Origin of the sequence: Streptococcus equinus (genome assembly GCF_900101445.1) — a bacterium.
Taxonomy (GTDB): Bacteria; Bacillota; Bacilli; order Lactobacillales; family Streptococcaceae; genus Streptococcus; species Streptococcus equinus_B.
This window is the reverse complement of the sequence record NZ_FNKE01000001.1, coordinates 1,359,410-1,381,566: the sequence shown is the minus strand read 5'-3', so window position 1 is coordinate 1,381,566 and position 22,157 is coordinate 1,359,410. Positions and strand designations below refer to the sequence as shown.

General features: G+C 39.9%; 22 protein-coding genes and 1 other RNA gene. 21 read left to right on the top strand and 2 right to left on the bottom strand.

All coding sequences use genetic code 11. From position 1 onward, the window contains the following. Positions 1–246: 246 nt before the first annotated feature. From tgt to BLR83_RS06855, 11 genes are all read left to right on the top strand, one after another. The gene (gene tgt, locus BLR83_RS06905) at positions 247–1,389 is read left to right on the top strand and encodes a tRNA guanosine(34) transglycosylase Tgt (RefSeq protein ID WP_074482369.1); all 1,143 of its coding nucleotides are present in this window, start codon (positions 247–249) and stop codon (positions 1,387–1,389) included. A gap of 146 nt (positions 1,390–1,535) precedes the next feature. Further along, positions 1,536–1,838 (top strand): CHY zinc finger protein, encoded by a 303-nt coding sequence (locus BLR83_RS06900; protein WP_419177387.1) that lies wholly within the window; start codon positions 1,536–1,538, stop codon positions 1,836–1,838. Between the two features lie 2 nt (positions 1,839–1,840). Beyond that, positions 1,841–2,371: a biotin transporter BioY gene (locus tag BLR83_RS06895; RefSeq protein ID WP_074560981.1), complete on the top strand. Its 531-nt coding sequence runs from the start codon at positions 1,841–1,843 to the stop codon at positions 2,369–2,371. A gap of 54 nt (positions 2,372–2,425) precedes the next feature. Then, complete coding sequence (locus BLR83_RS06890) at positions 2,426–3,202, top strand: MBL fold metallo-hydrolase (protein ID WP_074560980.1); 777 nt, start codon at positions 2,426–2,428, stop codon at positions 3,200–3,202. Then, positions 3,202–3,708: a tRNA adenosine(34) deaminase TadA gene (gene tadA / locus BLR83_RS06885; RefSeq protein WP_074560979.1), complete on the top strand. Its 507-nt coding sequence runs from the start codon at positions 3,202–3,204 to the stop codon at positions 3,706–3,708. Before BLR83_RS06890 ends, tadA begins: the two co-directional genes overlap by 1 nt. 26 nt (positions 3,709–3,734) lie before the next feature. Continuing rightward, an RNA gene (gene ffs, locus BLR83_RS06880) (signal recognition particle sRNA small type) lies at positions 3,735–3,832 on the top strand. Between the two features lie 188 nt (positions 3,833–4,020). Then, the gene (locus tag BLR83_RS06875) at positions 4,021–5,370 is read left to right on the top strand and encodes a glucose-6-phosphate isomerase (RefSeq protein WP_074480136.1); all 1,350 of its coding nucleotides are present in this window, start codon (positions 4,021–4,023) and stop codon (positions 5,368–5,370) included. Between the two features lie 224 nt (positions 5,371–5,594). Further along, positions 5,595–6,293, top strand: coding sequence for a 2,3,4,5-tetrahydropyridine-2,6-dicarboxylate N-acetyltransferase (dapD, locus tag BLR83_RS06870; RefSeq protein ID WP_074560978.1), 699 nt, complete (start codon positions 5,595–5,597; stop codon positions 6,291–6,293). A 57-nt stretch (positions 6,294–6,350) separates the two neighbouring features. After that, positions 6,351–7,484 carry an N-acetyldiaminopimelate deacetylase gene (locus tag BLR83_RS06865; RefSeq protein ID WP_074560977.1) on the top strand — a complete coding sequence of 378 codons (1,134 nt, stop codon included), beginning with the start codon at positions 6,351–6,353 and terminating at the stop codon, positions 7,482–7,484. A gap of 283 nt (positions 7,485–7,767) precedes the next feature. Beyond that, the gene (locus BLR83_RS06860) at positions 7,768–8,295 is read left to right on the top strand and encodes a 5-formyltetrahydrofolate cyclo-ligase (protein ID WP_074560976.1); all 528 of its coding nucleotides are present in this window, start codon (positions 7,768–7,770) and stop codon (positions 8,293–8,295) included. Next, the gene (locus tag BLR83_RS06855) at positions 8,292–8,963 is read left to right on the top strand and encodes a rhomboid family intramembrane serine protease (protein ID WP_074560975.1); all 672 of its coding nucleotides are present in this window, start codon (positions 8,292–8,294) and stop codon (positions 8,961–8,963) included. The genes BLR83_RS06860 and BLR83_RS06855 overlap by 4 nt, the downstream gene beginning before the upstream one ends. Before the next feature lie 60 nt (positions 8,964–9,023). On the opposite strand, the gene galU is transcribed toward BLR83_RS06855, so the two are convergent. Beyond that, the gene (galU, locus tag BLR83_RS06850) at positions 9,024–9,938 is read right to left on the bottom strand and encodes a UTP--glucose-1-phosphate uridylyltransferase GalU (protein ID WP_074561114.1); all 915 of its coding nucleotides are present in this window, start codon (positions 9,936–9,938) and stop codon (positions 9,024–9,026) included. Between the two features lie 65 nt (positions 9,939–10,003). Beyond that, positions 10,004–11,020, bottom strand: coding sequence for an NAD(P)H-dependent glycerol-3-phosphate dehydrogenase (locus BLR83_RS06845; protein WP_015695767.1), 1,017 nt, complete (start codon positions 11,018–11,020; stop codon positions 10,004–10,006). Positions 11,021–11,220: 200 nt separating this feature from the next. Between BLR83_RS06845 and BLR83_RS06840 the strand changes: the two genes are divergently transcribed. The 10 genes from BLR83_RS06840 to argH all read left to right on the top strand — a co-directional run bounded on the left by BLR83_RS06840 (position 11,221) and on the right by argH (position 22,117). Continuing rightward, positions 11,221–11,988, top strand: coding sequence for an epoxyqueuosine reductase QueH (locus BLR83_RS06840; RefSeq protein ID WP_074560974.1), 768 nt, complete (start codon positions 11,221–11,223; stop codon positions 11,986–11,988). A gap of 26 nt (positions 11,989–12,014) precedes the next feature. Further along, positions 12,015–12,461, top strand: coding sequence for a dUTP diphosphatase (locus BLR83_RS06835; protein ID WP_074480130.1), 447 nt, complete (start codon positions 12,015–12,017; stop codon positions 12,459–12,461). Positions 12,462–12,496: 35 nt separating this feature from the next. Continuing rightward, entirely contained in the window at positions 12,497–13,858 is a 1,362-nt protein-coding gene (gene radA / locus BLR83_RS06830) for a DNA repair protein RadA (protein WP_074560973.1), read from the top strand. Between the two features lie 117 nt (positions 13,859–13,975). Further along, complete coding sequence (locus BLR83_RS06825) at positions 13,976–14,473, top strand: beta-class carbonic anhydrase (RefSeq protein ID WP_074560972.1); 498 nt, start codon at positions 13,976–13,978, stop codon at positions 14,471–14,473. 27 nt (positions 14,474–14,500) lie between these two features. Then, complete coding sequence (locus tag BLR83_RS06820; RefSeq protein WP_074560971.1) at positions 14,501–15,427, top strand: aldo/keto reductase; 927 nt, start codon at positions 14,501–14,503, stop codon at positions 15,425–15,427. 38 nt (positions 15,428–15,465) lie between these two features. After that, positions 15,466–15,963: an LURP-one-related/scramblase family protein gene (locus tag BLR83_RS06815; RefSeq protein WP_074560970.1), complete on the top strand. Its 498-nt coding sequence runs from the start codon at positions 15,466–15,468 to the stop codon at positions 15,961–15,963. A 122-nt stretch (positions 15,964–16,085) separates the two neighbouring features. Beyond that, positions 16,086–17,543, top strand: a complete 1,458-nt coding sequence (gene gltX / locus BLR83_RS06810; protein ID WP_074560969.1) for a glutamate--tRNA ligase — start codon at positions 16,086–16,088, stop codon at positions 17,541–17,543. Positions 17,544–17,797: 254 nt separating this feature from the next. Further along, the gene (locus BLR83_RS06805) at positions 17,798–18,964 is read left to right on the top strand and encodes a CynX/NimT family MFS transporter (RefSeq protein WP_074560968.1); all 1,167 of its coding nucleotides are present in this window, start codon (positions 17,798–17,800) and stop codon (positions 18,962–18,964) included. Between the two features lie 218 nt (positions 18,965–19,182). After that, a complete protein-coding gene (locus tag BLR83_RS06800; RefSeq protein ID WP_074560967.1) occupies positions 19,183–20,373 on the top strand; it encodes an argininosuccinate synthase in 1,191 nt (396 codons plus the stop codon). 349 nt (positions 20,374–20,722) lie between these two features. Beyond that, complete coding sequence (gene argH / locus BLR83_RS06795; RefSeq protein ID WP_074560966.1) at positions 20,723–22,117, top strand: argininosuccinate lyase; 1,395 nt, start codon at positions 20,723–20,725, stop codon at positions 22,115–22,117. Positions 22,118–22,157: the final 40 nt, after the last annotated feature.

Here is a 22,157-nt window from a genome sequence, read left to right as displayed (position 1 = left end):
AGTTTCCTAAAATGTAATTACTTCCACGCTTTCATTATAGCACCTTGTATTAGAGAAGTCACACGAAAAGAGGTAAACATGACAAAAAAGGTGATTTCTGGTAAAATCGTAAAGGTTGCGCTTTTTAAGCAATGTATTGTAAGAATCTAGGAAGCTTTTCCGAGATTTTCTCAGTCTGATTATTTCTAATCATGACATTATTAAAAATGCCCACAACTGTTTTTTGTGGTAGCTAGGAGAAAAAAGATGACAGATTATCCGATTAAATATCGTTTAATTAAGAAAGAAAAACACACTGGAGCTCGTTTGGGTGAAATCATCACACCACACGGGACTTTCCCGACACCAATGTTCATGCCTGTTGGAACACAAGCAACGGTTAAAACACAATCACCAGAAGAACTTAAAGAAATGGGTTCAGGAATTATCCTATCAAACACTTATCACCTATGGTTGCGTCCAGGTGATGAGTTAATCGCCCGTGCTGGTGGTCTTCACAAATTCATGAATTGGGACCAAGCTATTTTGACAGATAGTGGTGGTTTCCAAGTGTATTCATTGGCTGAGACACGTAACATTACCGAAGAAGGGGTTACCTTTAAAAACCACCTCAATGGTCAAAAAATGTTCTTGTCACCAGAAAAAGCCATCTCAATCCAAAATAACTTGGGTTCAGATATCATGATGAGTTTTGACGAATGTCCACAATTCTACCAACCATACGATTACGTTAAAAAATCAATCGAACGTACAAGTCGTTGGGCTGAACGTGGCTTGAAAGCTCACCGTCGTCCACACGACCAAGGACTTTTTGGTATCGTTCAAGGTGCTGGTTTCAAAGACCTTCGTCGTCAATCAGCTAATGATTTGGTAAGTATGGATTTCCCAGGTTACTCAATCGGTGGACTTGCTGTTGGTGAATCACACAAAGAAATGAATGCGGTGCTTGACTTCACAGTGCCAATGTTGCCAGAAAACAAACCACGTTACCTTATGGGAGTTGGGGCACCAGATAGCTTGATTGATGGTGTTATCCGCGGTGTCGACATGTTTGACTGCGTGCTTCCAACACGTATCGCTCGTAACGGAACATGTATGACAAGTGAAGGTCGTTTAGTTGTTAAAAATGCAGCTTACGCAGAAGACTTTACACCACTTGATCATGATTGTGATTGCTACACATGTCGTAACTACACACGTGCTTATATTCGTCATCTTCTTAAAGCTGATGAAACATTTGGTCTTCGTTTGACAAGTTACCATAACCTTTACTTCCTTGTAAACTTGATGAAAAAAGTTCGTCAAGCTATCATGGATGATAATCTTTTGGAATTCCGTGAAGATTTCTTTGAGCGTTATGGCTACAATAAGAGTGACCGTAATTTCTAATAGACTAAAAAAGTCTGGAACGATTGTGTTCCGGGCTTTTTGTTTGCCTTTTAGATTGTATTTTAAAAAGAGTTAACCTAATCACAAAATATAGTTGACTAAAATAATGAGAAGTAGTAAACTTTGTTAAAAGGTTGGTGATAATAATGATTTATGGAATTGGTCTTGATGGTGAGGGAAGATGTCGGCACTACCATACAGCATGTGATGTGGTCGCTCTCAAGTGTGGCAAGTGCCAAGAGTATTTTGCTTGCTATCAGTGCCATGATCAGTTGCGAAATCACCTTTTTGAGCCTGTCTCGGTAGCTGATGATACGCCGGTTATCTGTGGTTCTTGCAGGCATTTACTGACGTATGAGGAGTATAAAAAAGGAGCTTGTGCTTATTGTCACCATGCTTTTAATCCAAAGTGTCAGTTACATGAGACAATTTATTTTTTAAAGGAGTAATGATGAAAAACGTTAGGGAGTTACTGTACATTGCAATGATGGCTACCATTTTGGTAATTTTAGGTTTTATTCCAGCCATTCCGCTTGGCTTTATTCCGGTGCCGATTGTTTTGCAGAATTTAGGAGTCATGCTAGCTGGGGTATTGTTGGGAGGTAAAAAAGGAAGTCTGTCAATTTTACTGTTTTATCTACTGGGACTATTTATTCCAGCATTTTCTGGTAGTACATTTTTTGCGGTTTTAGCTGGTCCGACGGCTGGCTATGTGGTCGCTTGGTTTTTCGTGCCGATTTTAATTAGCTTGATTTTGAAAGGCTTTAAAACGTCATCGTTTGTTGGAAATGTGATTGCGATTTTAGTAGGTGGGGTTTTATTTGTTGATTTGTTAGGGGCTATTTACCTGTCAGCTTATATGCACATGCCGTTGATGACCTCATTATTATCAAATCTTGCTTTTATTCCTGGAGATACCATCAAGGCAATTCTTGCAAGTCTTATCGCTTATAAATACAAAGAACAATTGGCTCTCGCGTAAAAGGACACATTTTTTGTTATAATATGGGTAAAGTAAACAAAGAAGGAGCCTATTATGAAACTCACAACACTTGGTTGCTGGGGAGCATACCCTTATAAAGATGGCGGAACAACCTCTTATCTTGTTACGAGCGAAGATGGTTTTCAATTGCTTATGGATTGTGGAAGCCGTGCCGTCACAGAATTAGAAAAAGAAATCAGTCCACTTGATTTGGATGCGGTGATTATTTCACATTATCACCCTGATCATATTGCTGATCTTGGTGTACTTCGTCATTATTTCCAACTTTATCCAAAACACCTTTGGACACCAAAAGTTTTGCCGATTTACGGTCACAACGAAGACGAAGTTGAATTTGCTAAATTGACTTTACCAGGCGTTTCTGAAGGAAAAGCTTACGATGTCACTGGCGTTGAAAAAATTGGACCATTTGATATTACCTTTATCAAAACGGTCCACCCCGTTCCTTGCTATGCCTTTCGTATTGTCGAACGTGCAACTGGTCAATCGCTAGTCTTTACTGGTGACACAGGCTATTTTGCTGAATTGGAAAAATTCGCCGCAGGCGCAGATCTCTTTTTGGCAGATGTTTACCTTTATGCAGGAAATGAAAATCACCCAGCTCATTTGACAACGAAAGAAGCAGGAGAGATTGCCAAAGCTGCAGGTGTGAAATCACTTGTCTTGACGCACACGCCACCAGTGCCACCACAAGGTATTGATGCTAAAAATCACCTTCAAGTGCTTAAAGAAGAAGCACAAAGTTTTGCTGACGGCGTGCCAGTTGACTTGGCTGAGCCACACAAATCTTGGCAAATCGGGGAGCTCTAATGGCTGAATTTACGCAGGAAGAAAAAGAGTATTTCATGCGCGAAGCGCTGAATGAGGCGAAGAAATCATTAGAAAAAGACGAGATTCCTATTGGTTGTGTCATCGTTAAGGATGGCAAAATCATCGGACGCGGGCACAATGCGCGTGAAGAAGAGCAAAAAGCGATTTTGCATGCTGAAATTATGGCCATCAATGAAGCTAATGAGAACGAAGGCAATTGGCGTTTGCTTGAGAGTACTTTATTTGTCACCATTGAACCTTGTGTCATGTGCAGTGGAGCTATTGGGCTTGCCCGCATTCCACAAGTGATTTATGGAGCTGCTAATCAAAAATTTGGCGGAGCAGGCAGTCTTTACGATATTCTGACAGATGTTCGTCTCAACCACCGTGTTGAGGTCGAAACGGGCACTCTTGAGGCTGAATGTGCTGGCATCATGCAGGACTTTTTCCGAAAAAATCGTGAGAAGAAAAAAGCAGCCAAGAAGCAAGCCAAAGAGCAGTGCTGATTTGCATAATCAAAAAAATATGATATAATAGCTATCGGAGCAACATCTGCGCGTGAAGCGGGTCAGGGGAGGAATCCAGCAGCCCTAAGCGATTGTAGGTGTGTGCTCTTTTTTATTCTTTAAAATGCTTGAAATCATGCAAAAAAAGCGGAGTTTTTCATGCATGAATGATTGTTTCATGAAAATTTTCAGCAAGTTAGAAAAAGTCCGTGAAACGCTTTATTTTATAGGATTATTTAGCAAAAATGATTGAAAAAAAGTGTATAAAAGAGTAATATAGAAGAGAAATTTAATTTTTTGAGGAGTATTGTAATGACACATATTAAATTTGACTATTCAAAATTGTTGGGTCAATTCGTCGAACAAGAAGAAATCGACTTCATGCAAACACAAGTCAACGTTGCTGACGAATATTTGCGTAAAGGTACTGGACCTGGTTCTGATTTCCTTGGTTGGGTAGACCTTCCAGAAAACTACGACAAAGAAGAATTTGCTCGTATCCAAAAAGCTGCTGCTAAAATCCAATCAGACAGCGAAGTTCTTGTCGTTATCGGTATCGGTGGTTCTTACCTTGGAGCACGTGCTGCTATCGATTTCTTGAGCAATCACTTCTACAACCTTCAAGCATCTGCAGACCGTAAAGGCCCACAAATCCTTTACGCTGGTAACTCAATTTCTTCAACTTACCTTGCAGACCTTGTTGAATACGTTAAAGACAAAGATTTCTCAGTTAACATTATCTCTAAATCAGGTACTACAACTGAACCAGCTATTGCTTTCCGTGTCTTCAAAGAACTTCTAGTTGAAAAATACGGTCAAGAAGAAGCTAACAAACGTATCTACGCTACAACAGATAAAGCTAAAGGTGCTGTTAAAGTTGAAGCAGTTGCTAACGATTGGGAAACATTTGTTGTTCCAGATAACGTTGGTGGACGTTTCTCAGTATTGACTGCTGTAGGTCTTCTTCCAATCGCTGCTGCTGGTATCGATATCGAAGCTCTTATGAACGGTGCTAACGCTGCTCGTAAAGAATTGACTTCTGCTGAAATCTCAGAAAACATCGCTTACCAATATGCTGCAGTTCGTAACGTACTTTACCGTAAAGGTTACATCACTGAAATCTTGGCTAACTACGAACCATCACTTCAATACTTCGGTGAATGGTGGAAACAATTGGCTGGTGAATCAGAAGGTAAACACCAAAAAGGTATCTACCCAACATCTGCTAACTTCTCAACAGACCTTCACTCACTTGGACAATTCATCCAAGAAGGTTACCGTAACATCTTTGAAACAGTTGTTCGTGTTGATAAACCACGTAAAAACGTTGTTATCCCTGAATTGTCAGAAGATCTTGACGGTCTTGGATACCTTCAAGGTAAAGACGTTGACTTTGTAAACAAAAAAGCAACTGATGGTGTACTTCTTGCTCACACTGACGGTGGAGTACCTAACATGTTCTTGACACTTCCTCAACAAGATGAATTTACTCTTGGTTACACAATCTACTTCTTCGAGTTGGCTATCGGTCTTTCAGGTTACCTTAACGCTGTTAACCCATTCAACCAACCAGGTGTAGAAGCATACAAGAAAAACATGTTTGCTCTTCTTGGTAAACCAGGATTTGAAGACTTGTCAGCTGAATTGAACGCACGTCTTTAATTCATCACTACACAGATAAAAAGCTTCCGAGAGGAAGCTTTTTTTGTGTGGTTGGCAGTCTACTAATCAAATTAGTGAAAATCAAAGAAATTTCTTTCCAAATTTTCTGAATATTTGGTATAATAGTATACAATTAACTAAATTTGAATTAGAAGGGATAGGGTGTTTGATGAGAAAAGAGAGCTATCTATTCTCGATTTTCTAACACTTTTGGTATCTTAAATATGACTGCACAAAAAATGACGGCTCAAGAGATTATTGCGTTTATTGGGAATGCGGAGAAAAAGACAAATGTTAAGGTGACATTTGAAGGCGAATTGGCTGCAGCAGTTCCAGAAAACGTTCTAAAACTTGGTAATGTGCTTTTTGGTGATTGGAAAGATGTTGAACCGCTTTTGGTTAATTTAACTGAAAACAAAGACTATGTTGTTGAGCAAGATGGTCGTAATTCAGCAGTGCCACTTCTTGATAAACGCCACATTAATGCTCGTATCGAACCAGGTGCGATTATCCGCGACCAAGTAACTATTGATGACAATGCCGTTGTTATGATGGGAGCAGTTATCAATATCGGTGCTGAAATCGGTGCAGGGACAATGATCGATATGGGTGCTGTTCTTGGTGGACGCGCTATTGTTGGTAAAAACAGTCACATTGGTGCTGGTGCTGTTCTTGCAGGTGTTATCGAGCCAGCTTCAGCTGAACCAGTTCGCATCGGTGACAATGTTCTTGTTGGTGCAAATGCCGTTGTTATCGAAGGTGTTCAAGTTGGTAATGGTTCTGTTGTAGCAGCAGGAGCTATTGTAACTAAAGATGTTCCAGAAAATGTTGTTGTTGCAGGTGTTCCTGCACGCGTCATTAAAGAAATTGATGCCAAAACACAACAAAAAACAGCGCTCGAAGACGCTTTGCGTAATTTGTAATAAGAGATTCAAAGGCTTGGGAGTTTTCTCAAGCTTTTCACAAATAAAGGAAAACATATGACTTTAGATTTAATTAAAATTCGTCGTGATTTGCATCAGATTCCAGAGATTGGTTTGGAAGAGTTTAAGACGCAGGCTTATCTTTTGGAGCGTATTGCAGAAATCACAGCGGGAAAAGATTTTGTGGAACAACGAACTTGGCGAACTGGGATTTTGGTCTTTTTAAAAGGCTCAGCTCCTGAAAAAACAATTGGTTGGCGTACAGATATTGATGCTCTTCCTGTGGTTGAGGAAACAGGTCTTCCTTTTGCCAGCCAGCATGAGGGGCGCATGCATGCATGTGGGCATGATATGCACATGACAGTAGCACTTGGTTTGTTAAATGAGCTAGTGCAAATACAACCAAAGAATAACCTACTTTTCCTTTTTCAACCCGCCGAAGAAAATGAAGCAGGTGGTATGCTCATGTATCAGGACAATGCCTTCGGGGATTGGAAGCCAGATGAATTTTATGGTCTGCATGTGCGACCTGATTTTGAAGTTGGGACTATCGCGACAAATACCTCAACTCTATTTGCGGGGACTTGTGAGGTCTTAATCACTTTTAAAGGAAAAGGGGGCCATGCTGCATTTCCACATGAAGCTAACGATGCCTTGGTTGCGGCGTCCTATTTTGTCACTCAGGTGCAGACAATCGTCAGCCGAAATGTAGACCCGATTCAAGGCGGTGTCGTCACATTTGGTTCTTTCCACTCGGGGACAACTAATAATGTCATTGCCGAAACAGCGCAGCTGCATGGAACCATTCGTACCTTGACGCAAGACATGAGCCTTTTGATTCAAAAACGAGTGACTGAGATTGCAAAAGGGGTAGCAGCAAGCTTTGGAATGGAAGTAGAGATTAATTTGAAACAAGGTGGTTATCTCCCTGTGGAAAATAATCCCGAATTGGCGCGTGAGGCCATGGACTTCTTCAGAAATCGCGAAGCTGTTCATCTGATTGACTGCTTGCCAGCTATGACTGGAGAAGATTTTGGCTATTTGTTAAATAAAATTCCAGGGGTGATGTTCTGGTTGGGTGTTGAAACACCGTACGCTCTTCATCATCCTAAGATGAGTCCAAATGAAGCAGCTCTTTCATTTGCGGTTAGTGAAATTTCGGCTTTCTTAAAAGAAAAAGCAAGTCATTAAATCTAAAATAGGTAGCAAGTTTTAACCTTGCTACCTTTTGTGTTTAGCAATAAAAAAAGCCGCTATTGGGAGCTAGCGGCTTAAAAAGGGAAGGACATGATTTCTCAATCATGTCCAGGAGATTTATGAAAAGGGAATAACTCCAAAAGAGCCAATTCCCAGCGGTTTGGGAGAACCGCTATTTAGGATAGATATAGTATAGCGGAGAAACCTTAAAAAAACCTTAAAGTAAATTTTAAGGTTTTTGCTGAGTAAAATACCGGTTTTGTGTTATCATAAAAGCATGGAAAAAGTTGCTTTACGAAAGAGCATCATTGCTCACTTAAAACATCAAGATAGAACAGAAAAAGCCTTGAAAGATAAGGCTTTATTAGATGAGTTGCTAGCATCTTCTGCTTATCAAAAAGCGGACACTATTGCCACTTATTTGGCTTTTGATTTTGAGTATAATACCGAATTGTTGATTAAACAAGCTCAAAAAGATGGCAAAACCATTTTAGTTCCAAAAACTTATCCACACGGCAAAATGATTTTTTGTCCTTATGATGTGGATAACTTGGTGAAAACATCATTTGGATTGTGGGAACCTGCTTGTGATAAAGCTGTGGATAAGTCAGAAATTGATTTGATTCATGTGCCAGGTGTTGGTTTTAACCAAGATGGTTTTCGAATTGGATATGGGGCTGGCTATTATGACAGGTATTTAGCAGATTATAAAGGCAAAACAATTAGTACGATTTATGAGTGTCAGAAAGCAGAGTTTCAGCCAGACAGTCATGATGTCGCTGTTATGGAGGTATTTAGTCGATGAAAAATGTTATTAAAGAAAGTCCAGTGACGATCTTTTTGCTGGCTTTAACGACTTTGGTTTTTATAGCCATGCAGGTGATTTATTTTGGAAATGCCACATCTAACCAAGCCATTTTTAATACTGGTGGGATGTATGGTGCCTACGTTAGTTTATTTCCAAGTCAATTGTGGCGCTTGGTGACACCGATATTTGTCCACATCGGTTGGGAACATTTCTTTTTCAATGCTTTAACGCTATATTTTGTTGGTCAAATAGCAGAGCAGATTTGGGGACATCACAAGTTTTTAGCTTTGTATGTTTTATCAGGAATTGTTGGGAATATCTTTACACTTTTCTTTACGCCAAACGTGATTGCTGCGGGAGCTTCAACGTCGCTTTTTGGCGTTTTTGCAGCGATTATGGTTGCTGGGTATTTTGGAAGAAATCCTTATTTAAAAGAACTTGGTAGAAATTATCAAGCTTTGATTATTGTGAATTTGATTTTCAACTTATTTACTCCAAGTATTGGGATTGCTGGTCATATTGGTGGTCTTGTTGGTGGTGTCTTATGTGCCATCTTTTTACCGACACTTGTGGAGAAAAACATGTTTAAACCATGGCAACGTTGGTTGGCAGCAGCGGCTTACGTTGGTTTAAGTCTTGTCTTGATTGCCATGGCTTTGCATTAAAGTCATAACAAAAAGTTCCTCTAGACAATGTCTAGAGGAACTTTTTTATGTTATAGCATATTATTTAGATTCTTTTTTAGTTGAGTCAGCTTCCAATTTTTTACCCAAATCGATAAGATATTGTTTCATGTTATCTTTGATTTGTGGGTGTTGAAGTGCATAGTCAATAGAAGTTTTCATGAAGCCGAATTTATCACCGACATCATAGCGATCACCGTTAAATTGACGTGCAAAAACACGTTGTGTTTTGTTCAAAGTGTCGATAGCATCTGTCAATTGGATTTCATTACCAGCTCCAGGTTTTTGTGTTTCAAGAATATTGAAGATTTCTGGAGTAAGAAGGTAGCGACCGATGATAGCAAGATCACTAGGTGCATCTTCAGGTGCTGGTTTTTCAACAAATGTTTCAACACTGTAAAGACCGTCTTTTCCTTCGCCTTGAGGTGCGATAACGCCGTAAGATGAAACTTCTTCGTGAGGCACAGGCATAACAGCGATTGTTGATGCATGTGTGTTTTCGTAGTCGTTAATCAATTGTTTTGTAAGTGGTACAGCTTTATCGTTGTTGATATCCATAAGGTCATCACCAAGCATAACGACAAATGGTTCGTTGCCTACAAAAGCTTTGGCTTGAAGGACAGCATCACCAAGTCCACGAGGGTGACTTTGACGGATGAAGTGAAGATTAATGGCTGTAGTGTCATTAACGAGTTTAAGAAGATCAGTTTTTCCTTTGTGTTCCAAATTGTATTCTAATTCGAAGTTTGAGTCAAAGTGGTCTTCGATAGAACGTTTTGATTTACCAGTAACAACCAAGATATCTTCAATACCTGATTTTAAGGCTTCTTCGACGATAAATTGGATTGTTGGTTTATCAACAATTGGAAGCATCTCTTTAGCGAGTGCTTTTGTAGCTGGCAAGAAACGAGTTCCAAGACCAGCTGCGGGAATAACGGCTTTTCTAACTTTTCTCATATTCATACGAGAACTCCTTTTCATAAATAAACTATGCTGAATTAAATTATACTATAATTCTAATTTTAGTGCCATTCGTTTTCTGAACGGAAGTCATTTGACATCATGCCAAGAATGCTATCACGAACATCAGCACCTTCGTAGATGACTTTGTAGATAGCAGTTGTGATTGGCATGTAGACATCCAATTCTTTAGCTAACTCATAGGCAACTTTAGTTGTTGAAATCCCTTCGATAACCATTCCCATATTTTTCTCGATGTCTTCGAGTTTTTCACCGCGACCAAGAGCATCACCAGCTCGCCAGTTACGAGAGTGAACAGATGTTCCTGTTACGATAAGGTCACCAACACCAGAAAGACCACTGTAAGTAAGTGGGTTAGCTCCCAATTTAACCCCGAGACGTGTGATTTCAGCAAGTCCACGTGTGATAACGGCTGCTTTAGCATTGTCGCCGAAACCAAGACCGTGAAGCGCACCAGCTCCGACAGCGATGATGTTTTTAAGTGCACCAGCTGTTTCCACACCAATGACATCAGTATTAGTGTAAAGGCGGAAGTAATTGTTGCTAAAGAGTTTTTGAACGTATTTAGCAGCTTCGTGATCTTTAGAAGCGGCAGTGATCAAGGTAATGTCTCGAACAATTGTTTCTTCAGCGTGGCTTGGTCCAGAGACAACGACGATTTCAGAGCGCAATTCGGCAGGAATTTCTTCCTCAAGAATTGTTGAAAGACGTTCGTGTGTTCCAGGTTCAAGACCTTTAGAAGCGTGCATGATAACAGCTTTGTGATCAAGTGTTTCAGCGACTTGTTTTGCAACCAAACGTGTTACTTTTGTTGGGACAACAAATAAGATAGCATCAACGTCTGTAAGTGCTTCTTTCAAGTCAAGTGTCGCTTTGATATCTTCAGAGATTGTAATGTCTTTGAAGTAGCGAGTGTTAGTATGTTTCGTATTTAATTCTTCGATTTGTTCTGGGATATTTCCCCATAGACAAACTTCATGTCCATTGTCGTTTAATACTTGTGCAAGAGCGGTTCCCCAAGAACCAGGCCCTAAGACAGCAACTTTTTGTCTTGTCATTTTTACTCCTCTCTTAAACGAGCAAGATTACAATCTCCATTATATCATAAGACGGCTATGTTTGTCTTTGTTTATAAAAAACAGGTGATAATTGTCATTTTTTTGCTCTATTTTAATTAGAAATCTTTGTCATTTTTTTGAAAAATAACTTATGGTATAATGGGGTGACCTCATCAGTACTGGAAAGGAAGACTATTTTTGTGATTGATTTAGAAGAGATTTTATCACGAATGAATCCCAATCAAAAAATCAACTATGACCGTGTCATGCAACAAATGGCTAAACGTTGGGCGCAAGAAGAAGTAAGACCTAAAATTCTTGTTCACGTTTGCTGTGCGCCGTGTTCAACTTATACATTAGAATATTTGACGCAATACGCTGATGTGACGGTTTATTTTGCGAATTCTAATATTCACCCAAAGGATGAGTATCTTCGCCGTGCTTATGTGGTGCAAAAATTTATCTCAGAATTTAATGAAAAAACAGGAAATACGGTTGATTTCATCGAAGCGCCTTATGACCCGTCTGAGTATTTTCAAAAGGTTCATGGCTTAGAAGAAGAGCCTGAAGGCGGGGAACGTTGTACGGCTTGTTTTGATTATCGTTTGGACAAGGCTGCGCAAAAAGCAGTAGAGCTTGGCTATGACTATTTTGCTAGTGCCTTGACAATCAGCCCGCACAAAAATTCCCAAGTCATTAACAGTGTCGGTATTGAGGTTCAAAAGGTTTATGCAACCAAGTACTTGCCAAGTGATTTCAAGAAAAATAATGGCTACCGCCGTTCTGTTGAAATGTGTGAAGAGTACGATATTTACCGCCAATGTTATTGTGGCTGTGTTTTTGCGGCCAAAATGCAGGGTGTTGATTTAAATCAAATCAAAAAAGAAGCTAAGGAATTCATGGTCGGAAAAGACGGCGAAAAAGAATTCCCACACATTCGCTTTACCTTTGAAGGAAAAGAAATTTAATACGAATAGATAATTAAGGAGACAAAATGAGCAAAATTAGAGGGTTTGAATTGGTTTCTCAATTCACAGACGAAACATTATTACCAAAACGTGAAACAGCGCATGCAGCTGGTTATGATTTGAAAGCGGCTGTCACAACAGAAATCGCACCAGGTGAAATCAAATTGGTGCCAACTGGAGTCAAAGCTTACATGCAAGCTGGCGAAGTGCTTTATCTCTTTGACCGTTCATCAAATCCACGTAAAAAAGGTTTGGTTTTGATTAATTCAGTTGGTGTTATCGATGGTGACTACTATGGCAACCCAGCCAACGAAGGTCACATTTTTGCGCAAATGAAAAATATCACAGATGAAACGGTTGTGGTTGAAGCTGGCGAACGCATTGTCCAAGGTGTTTTCATGCCTTTCTTGGTTGCTGACGGTGACGAAGCAGATGGCGTGCGTACTGGTGGCTTTGGGTCAACAGGAAAATAAGGTTTAGAGTGACAATATAAAGGAGGTAATGAGCTATCGCTAAGAAGAAAACAACGTTTATTTGTCAGGAGTGTGGCTATCATTCTCCTAAGTATTTAGGGCGTTGCCCAAACTGTTCGTCATGGACGTCATTTGTCGAAGAAGTTGAGGTGCAAGAGGTTAAAAATGCGCGTGTCAGCTTGACGGGTGAAAAGAGCAAGCCAACCAAATTAAAAGATGTGAGCTCGATTAACTACTCACGCACGAAGACAGACATGGATGAATTTAACCGTGTGCTTGGTGGCGGTGTGGTGCCAGGCAGTTTGGTGCTTATCGGTGGTGACCCAGGTATCGGAAAATCAACCCTGCTTTTGCAAGTATCGATTCAGCTTGCTGACAAGGGAACGGTGCTTTACGTTTCTGGGGAAGAATCAGCTGAGCAGATTAAACTGCGTAGTGAACGACTTGGCGACATTGACAATGAATTTTACCTTTATGCTGAGACCAATATGCAAGCCATTCGTGCGCAGATTGAGCAAATTCAGCCTGATTTCTTGATTATCGACTCGATTCAGACCATCATGAGTCCTGATATTTCTGGGGTTCAAGGGTCAGTATCACAAGTACGTGAAGTAACAGCAGAGCTCATGCAGCTGGCTAAGACCAACAACATCGCGACCTTTATCGTTGGCCACGTGACTAAGGAAGGTCAGCTTGCTGGACCGCGTATGCTTGAGCATATGGTGGATACAGTGCTCTACTTTGAAGGGGAACGTCACCATACTTTCCGTATTTTGCGTGCCGTGAAAAATCGTTTTGGTTCAACTAACGAAATTGGCATTTTTGAAATGCAATCTGGCGGGCTTGTCGAGGTGCTTAATCCTAGCCAAGTCTTCTTAGAAGAACGTTTGGATGGTGCGACTGGTTCAGCTATTGTGGTTACTATGGAAGGAAGTCGTCCGATTTTGGCAGAAGTCCAAGCTTTGGTGACCCCAACGGTCTTTGGAAATGCCAAACGCACAACGACAGGTCTTGATTTTAACCGAGTCAGCTTGATTATGGCGGTGCTTGAAAAACGTTGTGGGCTTTTGCTCCAAAATCAAGATGCTTATCTCAAGTCAGCTGGTGGTGTCAAACTTGATGAACCAGCCATCGACTTGGCAGTAGCGGTAGCGATTGCGTCAAGCTATAAAGAAAAGCCAACCAATCCACAAGAAGCTTTCATCGGTGAAATTGGTTTGACGGGCGAGATTCGTCGTGTCACTCGTATTGAACAACGCATCAATGAAGCGGCAAAACTTGGCTTTACCAAAGTTTACGCACCCAAGAATTCTTTAGCTGGCATTGATATTCCAGAAACGATTGAAGTGGTTGGGGTAACAACTGTCGGTGAAGTTCTTAAGAAAGTTTTTAAATAGATGCAGAGGAGAGCGCTCCTCTGTTTTTTTGTGTGAGTCTTTTTAAGCGACAAGCAAGCCTAAAAGTGATAAGATGATAAAAACGCTATCATAGGTGACTCTTAAGGAGAGATTTGAATGTCTTATTTTGAAAAATTTTTAAAAACCAATCAGGCTTATGCTGACTTGCATGGCACGGCGCATTTGCCACAGAAACCCAAGACGCATGTTGCGATTGTGACTTGTATGGATTCGCGCCTGCACGTGGCGCACGCCCTTGGTTTGGCACTTGGGGATGCTCATATTTTGCGAAATGCAGGTGGTCGTGTGACCGATGATACCATTCGTTCTTTGGTAATTTCTGAGCAGCAATTAGGCACACGTGAAATTGTGGTTTTGCATCACACAGATTGTGGCATGCAAGGACTTAGTAATGAAGGATTTGCAGAGCAGTTGGCGCGTGATTTAGGTGTGTCAGTTCATGGAAAAGACTTTTTGCCATTTTCTGATGTTGAAGAAAGTGTCCGTGAGGATGTTAAAAAGCTGCGCGAATCACCGTTGATTCCTGATGATATCGTCATTTCAGGAGCTGTTTATGATGTTGATACAGGTCGCATCAGTGAAGTGACACTCTAGGTGTTTGATTTTGAAAAAGGAGAAAAAATGAGATATATCAAATTTGGTGAGCGCCAAAAGGAAGTTTCAGAAGTTGTTTTGGGATTAATGCGCATTTCAGAAATGACGGTTGATCAAGTTGAAGAGTTGATTGAGTCTGCTCTGGCAGTTGGAATTAATGCCTTTGATATTGCAGATTGTTATGGTCATGGAAAATGTGAGCAAATCTTAGGAGAGGTGTTGAAGCGCCGCCCAGACTTGCGTGAGAAGATGTGGATTCAATCAAAATGTGGTATCCGCATGGAAGAATTTACTTATTTTGATTTTTCAAAAGAGCATATTTTAGAAGCTGTGGATGGTATTTTAGAGCGACTTAATGTTGATTACATTGATTCCTTGCTGCTTCATCGTCCAGATGCCCTTATGGAATCTGCAGAGATTGCAGAAGCTTTTGATTTGTTGAAGTCACAGGGAAAAGTTATTGATTTTGGTGTCTCAAATCAAAATCCGATGATGATGGAATTGATTCAAAAAGATGTCAAACAACCTTTGGTGGCTAATCAATTGCAATTGAGTGCAGCTTTTACTCCTAGTTTTGACGCTGGTTTTCATGTCAACATGAAACAAGAGGCTGGGATTGTTCGCGACAGCAGTATTTTTGAGTATTGCCGTTTGCATGATGTGGTGATTCAAGCTTGGTCAGTACTTCAGTTTGATTATTTTGGCGGTGTTTTCTTGGGTTCTGAGAAATACCCTGAGTTAAATCAGGTTTTAAACCGTTTGGCTGAGAAATATCATGTCAGCCCGTCAGCGGTTGCTATTGCTTGGGTGTTGCGATATCCGGCAAAAATACAAGCTGTGATTGGAACAACCAAAAAAGCTCGTGTAGCTGAGGCAGCTAAGGCGGCAGAAATCCAGTTGACACGAAAAGAATGGTATGAAATCTACTTGGCTGCTGGCAATGACTTGCCATAAAAATATCTTTAGTGTTTTGAGTAAATTGGGAGAAGTTTATGCGAAAATTTGAAATCAGCCAAAAATTCTGGTCGCTAGCTGGCAAGTTTGACATCTTTGATGAGGATGGTCGTTTGGCTTATCAGGTTCAAGGTTCTTTTCTGAAACTATTTAAGGAATTTACCATTTTTGATGGGCAAGGAAAGACTGTCAGTCATATCAAGCAGCAGTTTAGTTTTCCATTTCCAAAGTTTATGGTGACTTTTGCGGATGGTAAGGAAATCACGATTCAAAAACGTTTTTCATTGTTGAAAGCTAAGTATGATATTTCTGATTTTGGTTTAGAAGTAGCTGGGGATATTTGGAATATGACATTTAGCCTTCTTGACCAGGGCCGTGAGGTGGCTAAGATTCATCAAGAATGGTTTAAATTTCCTTCAACTTATCGAGTGGAAATTGCTGATGATTCTTTGTCTGACCTTGTCATTTCTTTGGTTATTGCTATTGATTATATCAAGGAAAAAGAGTCCAGTGCTGCTAGCTCAGCATCCAGTTAAAGCTTAATCGCTTCAAATCTTAAATATAAGAAGGAATTCAGCTGATTTCAGCTGAATTTTTTGTTCCAAGACTCAAGATTGTGCTATAATAGAAACGATTGAAATTTTAACAGGAGACGAAAATGCCTAAGAAAATTCGCGTGCGTTATGCACCAAGTCCAACAGGACTTCTACACATCGGAAATGCGCGTACAGCGCTCTTTAATTATCTTTACGCTCGTCACCACGGTGGTGATTTTGTAATCCGTATCGAAGATACTGACCGTAAACGTCATGTCGAAGACGGTGAACGTTCACAATTGGAAAACCTTAAATGGTTGGGAATGGATTGGGACGAAAGCCCACAAACTCACGAAAAATATCGCCAATCAGAACGTTTGGATATTTACCAAAAATACATCGACCAATTGCTAGCTGAAGGTAAAGCTTACAAATCATACGTTACTGAAGAAGAATTAGCTGCAGAACGTGAACGCCAAGAAGCTGCTGGTGAAACTCCTCGTTACATCAACGAATTCCTTGGTATGTCTGAAGAAGAAAAAGCAGCATACATCGCAGAACGTGAAGCAAAAGGAATCATCCCTACAGTTCGTTTGGCTGTTAACGAATCAGGTATCTACAAATGGCATGATATCGTTAAAGGCGACATCGAGTTTGAAGGTGGAAACGTCGGTGGTGACTGGGTTATCCAGAAAAAAGATGGTTACCCAACATACAACTTTGCCGTTGTTATCGATGACCACTTGATGGAAATCTCTCACGTTATCCGTGGTGATGACCACATCGCAAACACACCAAAACAATTGATGGTTTACGAAGCTCTTGGTTGGGAAGCACCAGAATTCGGTCACATGACATTGATTATCAACTCTGAAACTGGTAAAAAATTGTCAAAACGTGACACTAACACACTTCAATTCATCGAAGACTACCGTAAAAAAGGTTACATGCCAGAAGCAGTCTTTAACTTCATCGCTCTTCTTGGTTGGAACCCAGGTGGTGAAGATGAAATCTTCTCACGTGAAGAATTGATCAAACTCTTTGATGAACACCGTTTGAGCAAATCTCCAGCTGCCTTTGACCAAAAGAAAATGGACTGGATGAGCAACGAATACATCAAGAACGCAGATTTCGATACAATCTTTGCAATGGCTAAACCATTCTTGGAAGAAGCTGGTCGTTTGACTGATAAAGCAGAAAAATTGGTTGAACTTTACAAACCACAAATGAAATCTGTTGATGAAATCCTTCCACTTACTGATTTGTTCTTTGAAGATTTCCCAGAATTGACAGATGCTGAAAAAGAATTCATGGCTGGTGAAACAGTTCCAACAGTTCTTGAAGCCTTCAAAGCTAAACTTGAAGCAATGAGTGATGAAGATTTCAAATCAGAAAACATCTTCCCACAAATCAAAGCTGTTCAAAAAGAAACTGGTATCAAAGGTAAAAACCTCTTCATGCCAATTCGTATCGCCGTTTCAGGTGAAATGCACGGTCCAGAACTTCCAGATACTATCTACCTTCTTGGTCGTGAAAAATCAATTGAACACATTGATAACATGCTTAAAAACTTGAAATAATAGATAAAAAAGTCTGAGGTATTCTCAGGCTTTTTATATTTTCCTTTAGACGGTATGTCAGAAAAAGGCGCTGTTATTTTAGAGTAAATCAAGCAAATGTATTAAGTTGTATTTTTATCTAAAATTATGAATTTTTAGAAAGATTTTAATTGCTTGTGAAAAACGTTTTCTTTGCTATTACCTATTCTAAAGTCACTTACTTCTTGTTATAATAGGCTTTAAAATTTTGTTATTTATAAGTTAAGAGGAGTTACATGAAAAAAGACTATTCTATCTTTTTCGTCCCAGGAATTATTCTTGTGGGCGCTGTTATGCGTATCCCATTTACGACAATTCCAACTGTCCTTAGTTACGTTGCGGATGGTTTAGGTGTTTCAGTCAATTCTTTGGGTGTTTTGACAAGTATTCCGTTGATTATGTTTGCCTTTTGTTCATCTTTGGCACCACGTTTAGCGGATAAATTTGGACTTGAAAAATTATTCACCATGGTTCTGATTGCCATGTTTATCGGTTCAAGCATGCGCGTGCTTAACCTTCCAAGTCTTTACATCGGAACAATGATTATCGGAATCAGCATTGCCATGATGAACGTTTTGTTCCCAAGTATCATTTTGGCAAACCAACCTTTTCGTATCGGATTGTTGACAACAATTTATACAACAGCTATGGGGCTCTCATCATCAGTTGCCGCTTCAGTTGCTGTTCCGATTGTTAAAGCAACATCTTGGAAAGGTTTGATTCTGATTCTTAGCTTCTTGATTTTGGTAGCTTTGGCAGTTTGGTTCCCAAATACTTTCCACAATCACATGACAGAGCAAGATGAAGAAAAACGTTCAACATCACTTTGGAAAAATAAAGCCGCTATCGCGCTTCTTGTCTTTGGTGGTTTGCAATCTCTTCTTTTCTACACAGGAATGACATGGTTGCCAACAATGGCTAGCCAAGCTGGTCTTTCAAGCGAAGCAGCAGGTATCTTAGCTTCAATTTATTCATTGATTAGCTTGCCGTTTTCATTGACAATCCCTACTTTGACAACAAATCTATCAAGTAAAAACCGTAAAATCATGCTTGCGATTGTGTCAGCTTGTGCCGTTGTAGGTACAGGAATGCTTCTCTTCCAAACAAGCAGCTTTGCTTATTGGTTGACAGTTAATATTTTAATCGGTATTGCTGTTAGTGCCTTGTTCCCATACTTGCTTGTGACATTCTCAATGAAATCACATACACCAAGTCAAACAGCACAATTATCAGGTATGGTACAATCAGGTGGTTACTTGCTAGCAGCCTTCGGACCAACGCTCTTTGGTTATAGCTTTGACCTTTTTGGTTCATGGACAGTAGCAGCACTTTGTCTATTCATTTGTACAATTGTAATGACAGCAGCGCTATTCTACACAGAACGATTTGAAAAAATTCTATAATTAAGATAATACATATCTCCCTAGCTCAGCTGGGGAGACTTTTTTTGCATAAAACCATTGAATATTTGTATATATACTGTATATTTGTTATAAAATCATAAAAATCGCAAGTTTTTTGAAAAAATATTCAAAAAATTCTTGACAAGGATATTTGGTATGTGTATAATTATACACATAAAGTTGATAAAAACACAAAAATAAGAAAAGAGAGTAGTCCTATGTCAAAAGAAAAAGTTATCCTTGCGTACTCTGGTGGTCTTGATACTTCAGTTGCTATTACTTGGCTTATGAAAGATTATGACGTCGTTGCTGTTTGTATGGACGTCGGCGAAGGTAAAGATCTTGATTTTATTCATGATAAAGCTCTTAAAGTTGGTGCAGTTGAATCTTACGTTCTTGACGTTAAAGATGAATTCGCTGAAGAATATGTGCTTCCAGCACTTCAAGCTCACGCTTACTACGAACAAAAATACCCATTGGTATCAGCACTTAGCCGTCCAGTGATTTCTAAAAAATTAGTTGAAATTGCTCATAAAACAGGTGCGACAACAATCGCTCACGGTTGTACTGGTAAAGGGAATGACCAAGTTCGTTTTGAAGTGGCAATCGCTGCGCTTGACCCAGAATTGAAAGTCATCGCGCCAGTTCGTGAATGGAAATGGTCTCGTGAAGAAGAAATCGAATACGCTAAAGCAAATGGTGTACCAGTTCCAGCTGACCTAGACAACCCATATTCAGTCGACCAAAACCTTTGGGGTCGTGCAAATGAATGTGGTGTTCTTGAAAATCCATGGAACCAAGCTCCAGAAGATGCTTTTGGTATCACAAATTCTCCAGAAGAAGCTCCTGATACACCAGAATTCATCGACATCGAATTCAAGGAAGGTAAACCAGTTGCTCTTAACGGCAAAGAAATGAAATTGGCTGACCTTATCCAAGAAGTGAATGCTATCGCAGGTAAACATGGTGTCGGACGTATTGACCACGTTGAAAACCGTTTGGTGGGTATCAAATCACGTGAAATTTACGAATGCCCAGGTGCTATCACACTTTTGACAGCTCACAAAGAAATCGAAGACATTACATTGGTACGTGAAGTATCTCACTTCAAACCAATTCTTGAAAATGAATTGTCAAACCTTATCTACAACGCTTTGTGGTTCAGCCCAGCAACAAAAGCAATTATTGCTTACATTAAAGAAACACAAAAAGTGGTTAATGGTACTGCAAAAGTTAAATTGTACAAAGGTTCAGCAAAAGTTGTTGCTCGTAAATCACCAAATTCACTTTATGATGAAAACTTGGCAACATACACATCAGCTGATAGCTTCGACCAAGATGCAGCTGTAGGCTTCATCAAACTTTGGGGACTACCAACTCAAGTTAACTCACAAGTTAACAACAAATAAAATATCTGCTTAAGCATTCGATTATGAAAAAGAAAAGAAAAACATGGGCGTGAACAAGTCACAGCCAAATAAACAATAAAAGTATAAAAAGGAAAGAAAATTTCAGATAAAAGGGGACAGGGAGCCCCATCTGAGACTCTTTTCTTATAACTTACCAAACCCTCGTTAATGTCAACAGAGAGTGGCATCGAGCTTAAATAATGATATCCTGTGAGAATCATTTAAGACATTCGCCCCGTGAGGCATCACATCATAAGTCCTTGGTAGCTCCTAGGACTTATTTGTTAATTGAAATAAGAAAAGAGAAAGGCTTTGAACGCCAGCTTTGGTGGTTCATTGTATCAGTGTTATGACAACAGAAAATCATAAATTATGGGGCGGGCGTTTTGAAGCTGGTCTTGAAAAATGGGTTGAAGAATTTGGTGCGTCCATTTCTTTTGACCAAAAAATGGCAGAGTTTGACTTGAAAGGCTCAATTGCACACGTGACTATGCTTGGTGAAACAGGCATTATCACCAAAGATGAAGCCAATCAAATCAAAGCTGGTCTTGAAGAATTGCTTGCTGAGTACAAGGCTGGAAAAATCGAATTTGATGTGTCAAACGAAGACATTCATATGAATATGGAAAGTCTTTTGACCGCTAAAATCGGTCCAGTTGCTGGAAAATTGCACACAGCGCGTTCACGTAATGACCAAGTCGCAACTGACATGCACTTGTATTTGAAAGCCAAGCTTGATGAAGTCATTGCTAAACTTGTAAACTTGCGTAAAACTCTTGTTAGTTTGGCTGATGAGCATGTTTATACCATCATGCCAGGTTACACGCATTTGCAACACGCACAGCCAATTTCATTTGGGCATCACTTGATGGCTTATTACAACATGTTTACGCGTGATAGTGAACGTTTTGAATTTAACATCAAGCATGCGGATATATCACCGCTTGGTGCGGCTGCTCTTGCTGGGACAACCTTCCCGATTGACCGTGAGATGACAGCACAACTTATGGGCTTTGAAAAACCATACAGCAACTCTCTTGATGCTGTGTCTGACCGTGATTTTATCTTGGAATTTTTGGCAAACAGTTCAATTTTGATGATGCACATGAGCCGTATTTGTGAAGAAATCATTAGCTGGTGTTCAAATGAATTTAAGTTTGTGACACTTTCTGATACGTTCTCAACAGGGTCATCTATCATGCCACAAAAGAAAAATCCTGACATGGCGGAATTGATTCGTGGAAAATCAGGTCGTGTTTATGGGAATCTCTTTGGTCTTTTGACGGTCATGAAATCTTTGCCACTTGCCTACAATAAAGATTTGCAAGAAGATAAAGAAGGAATGTTTGACACCGTTGAAACCATTACGGTAGCTATCGATATTTTGGCTGGCATGCTTAAGACCATGACGGTCAATAAGGAACACATGGCTGAATCAACTGAGAAAGACTTTTCAAATGCGACTGAATTAGCTGACTATCTTGCTAGCAAGGGGCTTCCTTTCCGTCAAGCTCACGAAATTGTAGGAAAATTAGTCCTTGAATGCACTAAAGCTGGCTATTATCTGCAAGATGTGCCATTTGAACGTTACCAAGAAATTTCTGATTTGATTGAGGAAGATATTTATGAAACTCTCAAATCTCATACGGCAGTTGAGCGTCGTCATTCTCTTGGTGGAACAGGATTTGACCAAGTGAAATGGCAGATTGCATTAGCCAATGAAGCCTTGCAAAACTTAGATTAATAGACACTTAGGCTTTTCAAGATTTTTAAGCGTATTTTCC